The sequence below is a fragment of the Rhizobium sp. NXC24 genome (assembly GCF_002944315.1).
GTDB lineage: Bacteria > Pseudomonadota > Alphaproteobacteria > Rhizobiales > Rhizobiaceae > Rhizobium.
In genome coordinates, this window is record NZ_CP024314.1 from 1,903,649 (window position 1) to 1,918,269 (window position 14,621).

13 protein-coding genes and 1 riboswitch are annotated in these 14,621 nt (G+C 58.6%); of the genes, 6 read left to right on the forward strand and 7 right to left on the reverse strand.

Going from position 1 to position 14,621, the window contains the following annotated elements; translation table 11 throughout:
• Nucleotides 1-37: 37 nt before the first annotated feature.
• From NXC24_RS32900 to NXC24_RS32920, 5 genes are all read right to left on the reverse strand, one after another.
• Complete coding sequence (locus tag NXC24_RS32900) at nucleotides 38-1,351, reverse strand: ABC transporter substrate-binding protein (RefSeq protein WP_104827448.1); 1,314 nt, start codon at nucleotides 1,349-1,351, stop codon at nucleotides 38-40.
• A gap of 153 nt (nucleotides 1,352-1,504) precedes the next feature.
• Nucleotides 1,505-2,572 carry a sn-glycerol-3-phosphate ABC transporter ATP-binding protein UgpC gene (ugpC, locus tag NXC24_RS32905; RefSeq protein WP_104827449.1) on the reverse strand — a complete coding sequence of 356 codons (1,068 nt, stop codon included), beginning with the start codon at nucleotides 2,570-2,572 and terminating at the stop codon, nucleotides 1,505-1,507.
• A 100-nt stretch (nucleotides 2,573-2,672) separates the two neighbouring features.
• A complete protein-coding gene (locus tag NXC24_RS32910; RefSeq protein WP_104827450.1) occupies nucleotides 2,673-3,449 on the reverse strand; it encodes an SDR family oxidoreductase in 777 nt (258 codons plus the stop codon).
• Between the two features lies 1 nt (nucleotide 3,450).
• Nucleotides 3,451-4,434 (reverse strand): D-erythronate dehydrogenase, encoded by a 984-nt coding sequence (gene denD / locus NXC24_RS32915; RefSeq protein ID WP_104827451.1) that lies wholly within the window; start codon nucleotides 4,432-4,434, stop codon nucleotides 3,451-3,453.
• A 29-nt stretch (nucleotides 4,435-4,463) separates the two neighbouring features.
• Entirely contained in the window at nucleotides 4,464-5,216 is a 753-nt protein-coding gene (locus NXC24_RS32920) for a FadR/GntR family transcriptional regulator (RefSeq protein WP_104827452.1), read from the reverse strand.
• Between the two features lie 199 nt (nucleotides 5,217-5,415).
• A riboswitch (TPP riboswitch) is annotated at nucleotides 5,416-5,548 on the forward strand.
• 92 nt (nucleotides 5,549-5,640) lie between these two features.
• Here NXC24_RS32920 and thiC point away from each other — a divergent pair.
• From thiC to NXC24_RS32945, 5 genes are read left to right on the forward strand one after another with little or no spacing between them, the layout of a single operon-like run.
• Entirely contained in the window at nucleotides 5,641-7,467 is a 1,827-nt protein-coding gene (thiC, locus tag NXC24_RS32925) for a phosphomethylpyrimidine synthase ThiC (RefSeq protein WP_104827963.1), read from the forward strand.
• Nucleotide 7,468: 1 nt separating this feature from the next.
• On the forward strand, nucleotides 7,469-8,449 hold the full coding sequence (thiO, locus tag NXC24_RS32930) for a glycine oxidase ThiO (protein WP_104827453.1): 981 nt from the start codon (nucleotides 7,469-7,471) through the stop codon (nucleotides 8,447-8,449).
• Nucleotides 8,440-8,637 carry a sulfur carrier protein ThiS gene (gene thiS, locus NXC24_RS32935; protein WP_104827454.1) on the forward strand — a complete coding sequence of 66 codons (198 nt, stop codon included), beginning with the start codon at nucleotides 8,440-8,442 and terminating at the stop codon, nucleotides 8,635-8,637. Before thiO ends, thiS begins: the two co-directional genes overlap by 10 nt.
• Before the next feature lie 2 nt (nucleotides 8,638-8,639).
• Nucleotides 8,640-9,413 carry a thiazole synthase gene (locus NXC24_RS32940; protein WP_104827455.1) on the forward strand — a complete coding sequence of 258 codons (774 nt, stop codon included), beginning with the start codon at nucleotides 8,640-8,642 and terminating at the stop codon, nucleotides 9,411-9,413.
• Nucleotides 9,410-10,039, forward strand: coding sequence for a thiamine phosphate synthase (locus NXC24_RS32945; RefSeq protein WP_104827456.1), 630 nt, complete (start codon nucleotides 9,410-9,412; stop codon nucleotides 10,037-10,039). Before NXC24_RS32940 ends, NXC24_RS32945 begins: the two co-directional genes overlap by 4 nt.
• Before the next feature lie 95 nt (nucleotides 10,040-10,134).
• Here NXC24_RS32945 and NXC24_RS32950 read toward each other — a convergent pair whose 3' ends face one another.
• Together NXC24_RS32950 and NXC24_RS32955 are read right to left on the reverse strand one after the other, a co-directional pair.
• Nucleotides 10,135-11,127, reverse strand: a complete 993-nt coding sequence (locus NXC24_RS32950; protein ID WP_104827457.1) for a dienelactone hydrolase family protein — start codon at nucleotides 11,125-11,127, stop codon at nucleotides 10,135-10,137.
• 142 nt (nucleotides 11,128-11,269) lie between these two features.
• Nucleotides 11,270-11,941, reverse strand: a complete 672-nt coding sequence (locus NXC24_RS32955; RefSeq protein ID WP_104827458.1) for an ATP-dependent Clp protease proteolytic subunit — start codon at nucleotides 11,939-11,941, stop codon at nucleotides 11,270-11,272.
• 237 nt (nucleotides 11,942-12,178) lie between these two features.
• On the opposite strand from NXC24_RS32955, the gene NXC24_RS32960 reads away from it, so the two are divergent.
• On the forward strand, nucleotides 12,179-14,440 hold the full coding sequence (locus NXC24_RS32960) for a bifunctional diguanylate cyclase/phosphodiesterase (RefSeq protein WP_104827459.1): 2,262 nt from the start codon (nucleotides 12,179-12,181) through the stop codon (nucleotides 14,438-14,440).
• Nucleotides 14,441-14,621 lie beyond the last annotated feature (181 nt).

The window sequence follows — 14,621 nt, forward strand, 5'->3', positions numbered from 1 at the left end:
ATGCCGTTGCCGGCACGCTGCAGATCTTCGCGAAGGATCAAACCTTGTAGTAGCGGTTCGCCCGGCGCTCGGCCTCTTTCATCGCATCCTCCGGCGACATCTGGCCGGTTACGGCGGCGGCGAACATGTCGACGAGCACGTAATCGGCCATCACGCCTGCCGAAGCATAGCCCAGGGGACCGGCATAGCCATTCGGGCGCAGCGTTTCCGAGGCGCGGGCATAGGGTGCGTGCACCGGATCAGCAGTCCAGACAGGGTTGTTGGCAAAGGCCTTCAAGGGTTGGCAGCAATAGGCGCTCGACCCTTGGATCCAGGCATTCATCTGGTCGCCTTCCATCATGAACTTGATATAGGCCTTGGCGGCCTCCGGGTATTTGGTATGGCTGAAAAGAACCAACGAGCTTGTTTGGTGCAGTTCGACGCTCTTGCCGACGGGGCCGATCGGGAAGTTTGTGGTTCTGATATCGGCCGCGATCTCGGCGAGCTTCGGATCCTTCTTCGCCGCATAATAGACCGATACGCCGTTTGCGATCAGCGATACCTGCCCGGCAAGGAAGGCCCGGTTGTTGTTGATGTCCTGCCAGCTTTCCGTGCCGGGGATGAAGGTCGCGTAGAGATCCATCGCATAGTGGATGGCCGCCAGCGTTTCAGGGCTGTTGATCGTCACCTTGCCGCCTTCGTCCACCATCTTGCCGCCATGGCTCCAAAGCAGCCAATGGGCATAATTGTTGCCATCGCCCACGGCCTTGCCGTGCGGGAAGCCGGCCGGCGTGCCTTTCGCCTTCATTGCCTTGCAAAGCTCCAGGAACCCTGCGGTATCCTTGGGGAATTCGCTGAAGCCCGCCGCCTTTACATGGCTGTCGCGATAAACGACGGCATTGCCGATCGCCGTCAACGGCATGGCGATGAACTTGTCGCCGCGGGTTGCGTAACCGCGCACGCCGTCATACCAGCCGCCGTATTTATTGCCGAGATAGTTACCGAGTTCAGTCAGGTCGACGAGCTTATCGGGATACTGATGAGCATCGTCGAACCAGCACATCACCATGTCGGGACCGGAACCGACATTGGCGGCGACAGCGGCCTTCGGTCGGATGTCTTCCCAGCTTTCCTTGTCGACACGAACCTCGACGCCGGTCGCCTCCGTGAACTTCTTGGTATTGGCAAGCCAGGCATCCTCGTCGCCCTTGACGAAGGGGGTCCAGCGAAGAAGCCTGAGACTTGCGCCCTTTTCGGGCGTGTAGCCGGGTTCGGTTTGGGCGAAAGATGGGCGTATGCCGAGCGGCGCAAGGCCAGCGATACCGGCCGCCGCCGCGGATGCGGCAAGAAAGTCACGTCTCTTGAATGTCATGATACTCCTCCTTTGAAAACGGGAGCAAATCCCCCCGGCGCCCACCTTCCCGTGTGGTGGACGACGACCATCGCATCCGACCTTGCCGGATATTTCCGCACCGACGGGCGAGCAGGAAAACTCCTCTTTTTCCTGCTTCCCACCGAAGCGGTATCAGATCGTCAATCTCCGACCGCTTTCGGCGTCGAATAGATGGACATGCGGCGCGTCGATGGAAACGCGCAGCGTATCGCCGGGTCGGGCATTGATTCGTTCCCGGAAGATGCAGTTGACATCACTGCCGCCAAACCTGACGGTCATCTGCGTTTCATACCCGGTCGGCTCGATCACGATGATTTCCGCCGGTAGACCGTTGGCGTCGAGCGCGATGTATTCCGGACGCAGCCCATAGACGAGATCCCGGCCCTTTGCGCCAGCGGGCGGATTTGCCACCGGCAGGACAGTTCCGTCCGACGCGATGAACCGGCTGCCATTCTCCGCATCGAGGCGGCCTTTGATCATGTTCATCGCCGGCGAACCGATGAAGCCCGCGACGAAAAGATTGGCAGGCGTGTCGTAGAGATCCAGCGGCTTTCCCACCTGCTCGACGACGCCGTCATGCATGACGACGATCTTGTCGGCCATCGTCATGGCCTCGATCTGATCATGCGTGACGTAAACGGTCGTGGTGCCGAGACGTTGATGAAGCTCCTTGATCTCCGCGCGCATGGCGACCCGGAGCTTGGCATCGAGGTTGGAAAGCGGCTCATCGAAGAGGAAAACCTGCGGATCGCGCACGATCGCCCGGCCCATGGCGACACGCTGGCGCTGGCCGCCGGAAAGCTGGCGGGGATAGCGGTCGAGGAGCTTTGTGAGGCCCAGGATTTCCGCAGCCTTCTTGACACGCATATCCATGTCGGCTTTCGGCGCACGCTTGAGCATCAGCGAGAAAGCCATGTTCTGCGCCACCGACATGTGTGGATAGAGCGCGTAATTCTGAAAGACCATGGCTATGTCACGGTCGCCCGGCGCTACGCCGTTGACGGCACGATTGCCGATACGGATCTCGCCGGCGGAAATGTTTTCGAGGCCGGCAAGCATTCTCAGAAGCGTGGATTTTCCGCATCCGGACGGTCCGACCAGGATCACGAACTCCCCGTCGGCAATCTCGATATTCACGCCCTTGATAACCGGGAACGCCCCGAATGATTTCCTGACATCGACAAACTCGACACCTGCCATAAAAGTCCCTCCCAGAACTTGTCACTTCCTTGGCCCTGCCGGTCATCTCCTCCTCCGAGACATTCACCGCCAGAACGCCAGCCAATTCAATTTCGACGTCCTATCCCCTTCCGACGAGCGGCATCTTTGTCGCCATCACGGTCATGGTCAGGACGTTCGCCTCCAGCGGAAGGCTTGCCATGTAGACGACCGCGCGAGCGACGTGCTCAGCGGAAATCGTCGGTTCGGTGGCAATTTCTCCATTCGCCTGCAGCACACCGGAACTCATCCTCGCGGTCATGTCCGTTGCGGCATTGCCGATATCGATCTGGCCGCAAGCGATATCGAATGGGCGTCCGTCGAGCGCGGTCGATTTCGTAAGGCCGGTGATCGCATGCTTGGTCGCGGTATAGGGGGCGGAATTTGGCCGGGGCGTTGTCGCCGAAATCGACCCGTTGTTGATGATGCGGCCGCCGTGAGGCACCTGCGACTTCATCAGTTTGAAAGCCTGCTGCGTGCAAAGAAACGCGCCGGTGAGGTTGGCCGCGACCACGCCGTTCCACTGGTCGAAGGTGAGCTCTTCGAGCGGTATCGCAGGCGCACCGCTGCCGGCATTGTTGACGAGAAGATCGAGCCGGCCGAATTCGGATTTGATCTTGCCGAAGAGGTCAGCGACCTGTTCAGGAGCCCCGATATCGCAGACAATCGCCCGCATCGTGCCGCCAGTCTCGGCGGCGAGTTCGCTGGCTGCCTTTTCCAGCACATCATGACGGCGCCCGGTGAGGACAACGGTGTAACCTTCAGCGCTCAGCGCTTTGGCGATGCTGCGGCCGATGCCGGTACCTCCGCCGGTGACAAGGGCGATCTGGGTTTTTGGTGCGATTGCGGGCTGCGCCATCTCAGATTTTCCCTCCAAGTTCATCATCGATGTGGATCCTTATGATCTCATCGAAATTGGTTTCCGCCCTGAAGCCGAGCGCCGTTGCGCGCCGCGCATCGAAATCCGTCGCCCATCCGGAAACAATCGAGCGGATTGTGGGGTCGATCTCACGGCGGATGAGTTTGACAGCCTTTTCGCCGGCTACGCGGCGCAGAGCCTCGATCTCCTCGCCGACAAGTGCGGACAGCCCGGGCATGGTGAGATTTCGGCGCGGTCCGATCTCGCTGCTGTCGATGCGTGCGGCATGGATGAAGAAGCCGACCGCGGAGCGTGGGCTGGCAAACCAGTGTCGGACGTTCTCGTCCACCGGCAGCACGGCTTCCTGATTGACAAGAGGCTCGCGCAGAATGTTCGAGAAGAAGCCGGAGGCGGCCTTGTTGGGCTTGCCGGGGCGGATGCAGATTGTCGGAAGGCGAATGCCGATGCCGTCGAAGATGCCGCGCCTCGAATAATCGGCAAGCAGCAGTTCGCAGATCGCCTTCTGCGTACCGTAGCTCGTCAGAGGGGTCGTGAAGAAATCATCGCCGATCTTCTCCGGAAAGGGTTGGCCGAAAACAGCGATCGACGAGGCAAAGATGACGCGGGGGTTATAGGGCTCCTTCAGCCCCTCGTGCCGGATGGCCTCGAAGAGCGAGCGCGTGCCATCGAGATTGGTATGGTAGCCCTTATCGAAATCCGCCTCGGCCTCGCCCGATACGATCGCCGCCAGATGGAAGATCATATCCGGCCGCAAGCTGGAAAGCTTGGTCGCACTACTGGCATCGGCAAGATCGGCCGTCATCGCCGTGGAAACGGATGCAAGCGCGGCCGGGACCGGCGGCGGAACAACGTCGACAAGCGTCAACCTGTCGATCCCGCGGCCAAGCACATCTGCCTGCAGACCAATCTTCTCCACCAGCTTGCGACCGATCATGCCAGCCGCCCCGATAACCATCACATGCATGTCAGCCAAACCTCCTCATGCTCAGCGGCTCAAACCGTATTGCCGGTATTGCCGGTCGCCAGCAGAACCTTGGTCGTTTCGTAAATACGCGTCAGATGATGCCGGAACGCGTCGACGACGGCATCGCGGTCATGCCGTGCGAGAGCCTCGTAGATCGATAGATGATCGTCGTAGCTCGCTTCGATAGCGCCCGGCTTGGACATGGCGTTGCGGCGGTAATTCATCATGTAGGTGTATAGGTCAGTGACAAAGTCGGCGAGCAGCGGGTTTCCACCGGCGCGATAGATCGCAACGTGGAATTCGCGGTCGCAAATGAGGAAACGCATCACATCGTCTCCGCCAAGCCGCTGCGCCTCCAGAAGAGCCTGCAACTTTGCCAGCGTCGCATCGTCGATCCGTTCGGCAGCGTCGCCGACGACCTTGAGCTCGACATGGAGACGGGCCGCGTGAACCGACTCCAGATCGTAGCTGTCGATTGCATTGGGGGAGGCGATTGTCACCGTGATGTGGCTGAGGTCGACCTTGCAAACGCGGCTGCGGCTGCCATGCGAAACCGCGATGATACCTTGCGCGGCCAGGGTCTGGATGGCGCCGCGCACCGTTTCGCGGCTGACATGGAGAACGCTTGCCAGTTCGCGCTCGCCCGGCAACTCGTCGCCCGGCCGCAACATGTTGGTTGCTATCAGGACCATCAGCTTCTGAGCGATAACGTCACGCGCCGTCCGGCGGGCGAGACCACGCGCGATATTCGGCACCTCGGTTAAGATCGGACTTTCGTCCATCACACCCTCCGGTCCACTGGTTGGTCCAGCAGATCAGTTTATTAAGAATGGTTGAGCAAATCAGTCAAGCCAATTTCCTCCTGTAACCGCCAATAGGGACATCTTTCATCAGCCAGGCTCGGGACAGAGATATCGCTCGACGTCTGAGCCGCAACGAGAGCAAGCTTGACATCATTAGCGAGCGCCCTTTACCATCACCGACATTCACCAGGGGGGTCCCGGCAAGGGGCTGAGATACTGCTGAACAATACGGCTTTGCCGATTGTGGGCGCAGTGACCCGTTGAACCTGATCCAGTTCATACTGGCGTAGGGACGGTGCAAGCGCTCGAAGGCTTTGGATTCATGCGTGGAATCCGTGTCGGCGTCTTTCCATCATTCCGGCTGATTGACTGGGTCTCCAACTGCAATTTGGAGCCTCAAACCATGACCATTGCCGCAAAGAATCTTACCCCGACCGTCACGACCGGCCCGATGCCGGCATCGCGGAAGATCCATATTTCTGGAGATATCCATAGCGATATCCGCGTACCGATGCGCGAGATCAGCGTCCATCCGACCGCAGGCGAGCCGCCTGTCGTCGTCTATGATTCCTCCGGTCCCTACACGATAGAGGGCGCCGAGATCCGCATCGAGCAGGGCCTGCCCCAACTGCGCCGTGACTGGGTGCTCGCCCGCGGCGATGTCGAATCCTATGTGGGCCGCCATGTCCGCCCCGAGGACAACGGCTTTGTCAGCGGCGAACGGCTCACACCGGAATTCCCAGGGCGACGCCGGCCGCTACGTGCCACGGACGGTAAAGCCGTCACCCAGCTCGCTTATGCACGGGCCGGCATCATTACGCCGGAGATGGAGTTCATCGCCATTCGCGAAAACCTCGGCCGCAAGGCCAACGCCGAAGCACTGATTCGCGACGGCGAGAGCTTCGGCGCTCATATTCCGGATCATGTCACGCCGGAATTCGTCCGCCAGGAAGTTGCCGCCGGCCGGGCGATTATCCCGGCCAACATCAATCACCCCGAAAGCGAACCGATGATCATCGGCCGGAATTTTCTGGTGAAGATCAACGCCAATATCGGCAACTCCGCCGTCACGTCATCGATGGCGGAGGAAGTCGAGAAGATGGTCTGGGCTGCCCGATGGGGCGCCGATACCGTCATGGACCTTTCGACCGGCCGCAACATCCACAATATCCGAGAATGGATCATCCGCAATTCGCCGCTGCCGATCGGCACGGTGCCGCTGTATCAGGCGCTGGAAAAGGTCGGCGGCATCGCCGAAGACCTCACCTGGGAAATCTATCGCGATACGCTGATCGAGCAGGCCGAACAGGGCGTCGACTATTTCACCATCCATGCCGGCGTACGGCTGCATTACATCCCGCTCACCGTCAATCGCGTGACCGGCATCGTCTCGCGCGGCGGCTCGATCATGGCCAAGTGGTGTCTTCACCATCATCGCGAGAGCTTCCTCTACGAACATTTCGAGGAAATCTGCGATATCTGCCGCGCCTATGACGTCTCCTTCTCGCTCGGCGACGGCCTGCGCCCCGGCTCGATCGCCGATGCCAACGACGCGGCGCAATTTGCCGAACTCGAAACGCTCGGTGAGCTAACGAAGATCGCCTGGGCGAAGGATTGCCAGGTGATGATCGAGGGCCCCGGCCACGTGCCGATGCACAAGATCAAGGAAAACATGGACAAGCAGCTCGCCGTTTGTGGCGAGGCGCCTTTCTATACGCTCGGGCCGCTGACGACCGATATCGCGCCGGGCTATGACCACATCACCTCGGGCATCGGCGCTGCCATGATCGGCTGGTTCGGCACGGCGATGCTCTGCTACGTCACGCCGAAGGAACATCTTGGCCTGCCCGATCGCAATGACGTCAAAACAGGTGTCATCACCTACAAGATCGCCGCCCATGCTGCCGATCTTGCCAAGGGGCACCCGGCCGCGCAGGTGCGCGACGATGCATTGTCGCGCGCCCGCTTCGAGTTCCGTTGGGAAGACCAGTTCAACCTGTCGCTCGATCCCGACACCGCCCGCAGCTTCCATGACGAAACCTTGCCAAAGGAAGCCCACAAGGTTGCGCATTTCTGCTCGATGTGCGGCCCGAAATTCTGCTCCATGCGGATTTCGCACGACATCCGCGCCGAAGCGCAGAAGGAAGGGCTGGACGCGATGGCGGCGAAATACCGTGAGGGCGGCGATCTCTATATGCCGATCGACACCCCAACCCATAAGGCAGACTGACATGCGTGTCCTTGTGAAGGGGGCCGGCGTCGCCGGCCTCACGGTCGCACGCGAATTGCAAGCCCGTGGTGCGGAAGTGATCGTCTTCGACCCGCACCCAAACTTCGCTCGCGCTGCTTCCTGGCTCGCCGGCGGCATGCTCGCGCCTTGGTGCGAGCGCGAAAGCGCCGCTGAGACTGTGCTTAAACGCGGCCTCGATGCCGCCGATCGGTGGGAAGCGATCCTGCCGGGCAAGGTCGTCCGCAACGGAACGCTGGTCGTCGCATCGACGCGCGATCATGGTGAACTGAAGCGATTTGCCAGCCGCACGACCTGCTATCAATGGGTGGGAGAGGACGACATTGCTGCACTCGAACCCACTCTCGCCACTCGCTTCAGACATGGCCTGTTCTTCCAGCGTGAGGCTCATCTGGATCCTCGTCTCGCGCTGCGCGAGTTGAAAGAGCTGTTGTCGGCAGAGGGCGTCGTCTTTACCGACGAAGATGTGAGCGAAGACGATTTCTCCGATATCGTTGATTGCACAGGTGCTGCCCGCATCGGGCAAAGTCGCGATCTGCGCGGCGTGCGTGGCGAAATGCTCTATCTGCATACTGAGGAGGTCACGCTCGCCCGGCCCGTTCGCCTGCTACATCCGCGCTTTCCCGTCTATATCGTCCCCCGCGGCGAGGGCCTGTTTATGGTCGGCGCGACGATGATCGAGACCGAATTCGACGGCCCGATCACTGCGCGCTCGATGATGGAACTGCTGAATGCAGCCTATGCGCTGCATCCAGCCTTTGCGGATGCCACTATCGTCGAAACCGGCGCCGGCATCCGCCCTGCCCTCCCCGACAATTTTCCGCGAGTAATGCGGGAAGGCAAGGTCACCTTCCTCAACGGTCTTTATCGCCACGGCTTTCTGCTGGCGCCAACAATGGCGGCGGAAGCCGCCGATCTCGTCTTTTCCGAACGGACGACGCAAAGGAGTTTCCAATGCACCTGATCATTAATGGCGAAGCACAGACGATCGCCGCCACGACGCTTTCGCAGCTTTTGGCCGCCCTCGACTACGAAGGCGAATGGCTGGCAACCGCCGTCAACGGCGAACTCGTTCATCGCGAGGATCGCGACGGACATATTCTGGCCGACAACGACAGGATCGAGATCCTGACACCCATGCAAGGAGGCTGACCATGCTCGATCTCTACGGAAGCCAAATCGGGTCGCGACTTCTTCTCGGCACCGCGCGCTATCCCTCGCCAGCAGTCCTCGCCGAAGCGGTCAAGCGATCAGGGACCGAGATCGTCACCGTATCGTTGCGCCGCGAAGCGGTCGGCGGTCGCAACGGTGGCGCATTCTTCGACATGATCCGCGCGCTCGGCGTTCGCGTTCTTCCCAACACGGCCGGCTGCCATGGCGTATCGGAGGCGGTGCTGACCGCCAAGATGGCCCGCGAAGTGTTTCGAACCAACTGGATCAAGCTGGAGGTGATCGGCAACCACGATACGCTGCAGCCGGATGTCTTCGCACTCGTCGAGGCGGCGCGCATTCTGATCGGTGAGGGTTTCGAGGTCTTTCCCTATACGACGGACGATCTGGTCGTCGCCGAACGTCTGCTCGAAGCCGGATGCCGGGTGCTGATGCCCTGGTGCGCGCCGATCGGTTCTGCGGCAGGACCGCTCAATCTTTCCGCACTTCGATCTCTGCGGGCACATTTTCCCGACGTGCCGTTGATCGTGGACGCCGGTATCGGCCGACCTTCGCATGCTGCTGTTGTCATGGAGCTCGGCTTCGATGCCGTACTGCTGAACACCGCGGTTGCCGGCGCCGGCGACCCTGCCGCAATGGCGGAAGCCTTCGCCAAGGCGATCGACGCCGGCAGGCAGGCCTTCGGCGCCGGTATGCTGGAGCCGCGCGACATGGCAGTGCCTTCGACACCCGTAATCGGAAAGGCGGTTTTCGCATGAAGCTCGATCCATTCTACCTGATCGTTGACAGTGCCGCATGGATCGAAAGGCTGGTGCCACTGGGTGTCAAACTGGTGCAACTGCGCATCAAGGATCGCACTCTGGCCGAGATACGGGCAGACATCCGCCAGGCAAAGGCGGTCTGCGCTGCCCACGCATGCCAGTTGATCATCAATGACTACTGGCAACTTGCCATCGAGGAAGGCTGCGATTTCATCCATCTCGGCCAGGAGGATCTGGCGGTGGCCGATCTTGGCGCCATCCGCGAGGCAGGCTTGAAACTGGGACTTTCGACGCATGACGAGGCGGAGCTGGCGATCGCGCTGGCGGCGCGTCCGGACTATATCGCGCTCGGTCCGATCTACCCCACCATTCTCAAGGCCATGGCCTGGGCGCCGCAGGGTCTCGACCGCATCGGCGAATGGAAGGCGCGCATCGGCAGCATACCGCTGGTGGCGATCGGCGGGCTGACCGTGGAACGCATTGCCGGCGTCTTCGAGAACGGGGCGGACAGTGCTGCGGTGGTCACGGATATCACCTTGAACAAAGCACCCGAAACGAGAACCATGCAGTGGCTGGGGATGACCGACATCTACCGCTCCAATGTCAGCGCGGACCCGATTTAGATACGAAGGGGCGTCTTTGCTGCAGCGGACGCCCCACTTCTGGCCAGAACTGCTTCAAGAGCATCAACGACCAATTCGGCCGTCAGATCGGCCGGTTAGTGCTCCAAGTGCTTCCGGAAGAACGCCAACACCGCGGAATTGAACTCCTTGTGAAAGGCCACCCGGTCGAACCCGGGTCTGTCGCCGCATATGTCCGGACGTTTCTTAGCCAAATCCGGCGTGCAGGGCGTAAGGAAGGCAAAATGACCGGCACCTTGTACGATATGGTAGTCGGGCTTGGCCGGCAGATCGCGATCGATAGCCGAAACAAAGTCAAACGACACTTCACCGCCAGTCCTGTCTTCTCCGCTGTGTTCCGACGCCCAAAGTTGAATCGGAGTTTTCACGTTCTCTAAGCCGTCTGGGCCGAACAATGGACCGAAAGCCGGATCGGCAATGACAAGGGCCTTCACGCGAGGGTCATGCGCGAATGATTGTGCCGGCATCTCGTTTTTCTGCATTTGTGCGCAACTGGGCTTCGGAAAATTCTCCGGGCAGAGCGCAAGAGCCTTTCGAAGATCGGGAGTGCCGCCTGCAACAACCAAGCCTGTATAGCCACCTCTCGAGAAGCCAAAGAACCCTATATTTTCGGGGTCGAGTTTCGAATGATCGGGCCATGCGGTGAGCATGTAGTCGATCAATCGCGTGATGTCGGCCGGACGCTCCGTGAACGGGGCAAGAGTATCGGCACGGCTCAAATCGCCGCCGGCTCCGGCGTCGACCGGATGGTTGAGCGCAACGACAACGAACCCACCATCTGCGAGCATCTCGGCTGTGTCATGGTGGCTGACGAAGGATCCTCCATAGCCATGCGAGATCACGATCAATGGCAGTTTTTCGCCGGACACGGCACAGTTCTCCGTGGCCGGCAGCGTCGTCATGCGAAATTTCACCTCGCCCGCCTCTTCGGCGCAAGGAGACCAGACGGCTGCTTGTAGCATTGGAAGGCCGGGCTCAGCCGGCACGCTGATGAAGCGAAGACCGGCAGCCTGGGCGAACGTTGCCATCAAGCAGAACGTGGCCAGGAGCGTGGACTTGAAAAGGCGCATGCATTGCTCCGATCAAGAGATTTGAACTTGCCGTAGACGGTTTCCAGGATGCTGAGAATTCGCCTCTGTTTATGCGGAGCATTGTCTCGCTCAGGTAGCTCCCATACGAACGCCACCCGGCCAAAGAGGCATTTCACCAAGACTACTTGCCGCCGGAGGATTGAACAAAAAACAGCCCATCATGCGGTTGTATGCTCACCTCGCCGATCCGTGTTGCCAGGCCCATATTTAATGCCTCAGGTGCCCTTACAAATCGAAGTTTCGGGCTCAGGAGGTCGGCATATTGCTTGTCGCTGATTGAAAGCCGCCCCTCGAATATTTCCTTCATTCGATCATCATCGATTGCAAGGGCGTTATATCCCTCATTGATTTGATCGGCGGTCAGTTTTTCGCTGCTGAAGGTTTCTTGGCCGGAGTGAAATGCAAAAAGAGATTCTTTATTTGCAATTCTTTCTTTCCCAGCCAGGAATAAAAGAACTGCCGCCGATTCAACATTGGCAATTGCATAGGTATTAATTTGAACGTCCATGGAAGACAGCATGTGGTATAGGGCGATGCCCGAGGCGATATTTCCACCCATGGAATTTATCATCAGGTATATTGTGCCATAACCCTTTGATCTGAGATTTATGATCCCGCTCGTAAGATCGAGCGTAGACTTTTCATCAATCGGCTGCGAGAAATACAAATAGGCGGAGGAACCGCTATTCACATTTTCCTTCTCTTGAGCAAAGACGACGCTGGATTTGAAGGTACCGATCGCTAAGGCAGATAGACCTAAGCAGACATTCCGGCGATTCAACATTACCGACATATCAGACAGCCCTCGAATGGATTAATCACTTCGGTAAGATACGCGGCACTTGCGAGCCTCGGCAACTTCAAGCGAACGATCTTACTTCAAAGTCACGTGATCTCATGCGCTGCAGGATGCCGTCATCACTGGCAAAAGACCTCGTGTGGAGGATAAAATTCTTTGCCTCAGCCGGTTTAGTGTTGCTTTAAAGAAACTGTGTCAGGGTACAGGCGTGTCCTCTATACCGGCAACCTGATGAAGTTTCGAAGAAATCCAAAGATACTGCGCGGCTTCGCGAGCTCTGTAATAGGCCATACTGGCGCATTTGCTCCGGCAATATTTGCGGCAACTATTGCAGTCATCGTCGTCTGTGTTGCAACGAACTGGCGGCGGGAACGATCGCTGGCCGATGAACGCTCCATTGTTGCCGGCGAGATTGCCACCATTTCATCCCGGCTTCAGACGAACCTCAATAGCAATGTGAAGCTGCTGCAAGGCCTGGCGGCTGGTGTCGCAGTCAATCCAACGATGGACCAAACCGCCTTTTCCAAACTTGCTGCCGAAATCTTGCAGCCCGATTCACAATTGCGAAGCTTCGCCGCGGCGCCTGGCATGGTGGTGAAGTGGGTTTATCCGGAAAAAGGAAACGAAAAGGCCATCGGACTCGACTACCGAAAGAATGAAAAGCAACGCGATGGCGCGATGCTGGCGCGCAACACCCACAATATCGTTCTGACCGGGCCTGTTGAGCTCGTCCAGGGCGGGACTGCTTTCATAGTCAGGTGCCCAGTTTATATCAATGACGGAACAAGCCAGATCTTTTGGGGTCTTCTTTCTGGAATCGTAGATATTCCGAGGCTTTACCAAGATAGCGGCCTTGAATCGACCGACCTTGAGATTGCCATCAGCACCGTACCGGAGCCGAACTCGCCCAAACAAGTTTTTCTCGGTAGCCTGGACACTTTTTCGAAGCAACCGGTCGTGACATTCGTTGATATGACGTATGGCCGATGGACCCTCGCCGCGGTGCCCAAGCACGGATGGGGTCAAAATAGCGGGATTGCCACTTTTGAGCTCTATGCGAGCCTGTTGGCATTCTGTGTCGTTGCGCCGATCATCTGGGTCGGCTTTCTGACCAAATCACGCCAAAAAACCATTGAAAAGCTTCGCCTTCACAAGAAAAAGCTCGTTCGAGCACGGCAAAGGCTGGAATACCTGTCGTTGCATGACGCCCTCACAGGGCTTCCTAACAGGCGATTTATCGACCAGATGATCTCGCAACCGACGAGACCCGGTCCGGAAGATTGTCTGATCCTCATTCATATCGACCTGGATCGATTTAAGGAGATCAACGACACGAAAGGTCATGCCGGAGGTGACACGGTGCTGCAGGCAACGGCTTCGCGCCTTGCCAATTTGGCCGGCCCGAACGACGTCGCGGCTCGGATCGGCGGAGATGAGTTCATCTTCGCTAGCTGGAGCACCGATGCCGAGCCTAAGGCAAACGCATTGGCGCAACAGATTGTCGATACGCTCGAGCAGCCCCTCTCCATTGATGGGGCGGAGTGTGTGGTCGGTGCAAGCGTTGGCGTCGCCTGGGAGACTGAACCTGCGGTGCGCCGGCGGGACCTCAGTCAATTGCTTCTCAATGCCGATTTGGCTCTGTACGAGGCGAAGAAGACCGGCCGCGGCCGGGCCGCCATTTTCACCGAAGAGCTTCGTAGCGCCACAATCCATTCGAAAGAACTGGCGAACGAATTCAATCATGCGCTCGATCGCGATGAACTGGTCGCATTCTTCCAACCGCAGTTTAACGCAGACACATTGGATATCGTCGGCGTCGAGACACTCGCCCGCTGGGATCACCCGCGAAAAGGTCTACTCACCCCGGACAAATTTCTTGACGTCGCGGAAAGGCTGGGGCGCAGCGGCGACATGGACAGGCTGATCCTGCAAAAGGCCCTGTTCGAGCTTACAAGATGGGACAGCCTTGGGATGTACATCCCGCGTGTCTCAGTCAATATTTCAGCGCGTCGACTGGCGCAACCAAATCTGCTTGCCGAGCTTTCCGCACTTCCCTTGGCGAGAGGTCGCCTGTGTTTCGAGCTGCTTGAGACAATCTCCTTCGATGATCTTCAACCTGTTCTCAATGAGATCATTCCCGCTGTCAAAGAGCTTGGGATCGAAATCGAGATCGACGATTTCGGCACCGGACATGCCAGCATCGTCAGCCTGCTTAGATTTGAACCACGAAGGCTTAAGATCGATCGGGAAATTATCAAGCCGATTGTTACGTCTCCATCCCAACGCCGTCTGGTCTCCTCAATTATCGAAATCGGCCGATCGCAAAACATCGACATCGTTGCCGAAGGCGTGGAGACCATGGAGCATGCGAAGATCCTGAAAGATCTTGGTTGCCATCTGCTGCAAGGTTACGCGCTAGCACGACCAATGACCTCGCAGCAGTTGATCGAATTTTGCCGTACGAAGAGTAAAGGACTTACAGAGGCGGGATAATAACGTCGCGACAACACAATCGGCGATTACTGCCCGCGACGTTCTTGCAACGGCGCAAACGCGAATCTATTCTGTGACTGGGACCAACCAAGCTTAGACGGCATTCTCGAAGAACGTCCCAAAGGGACAGAACGGCCCGACGAAATAGCGTCCGGCTGCCGCAATCATATCTGCATCGACT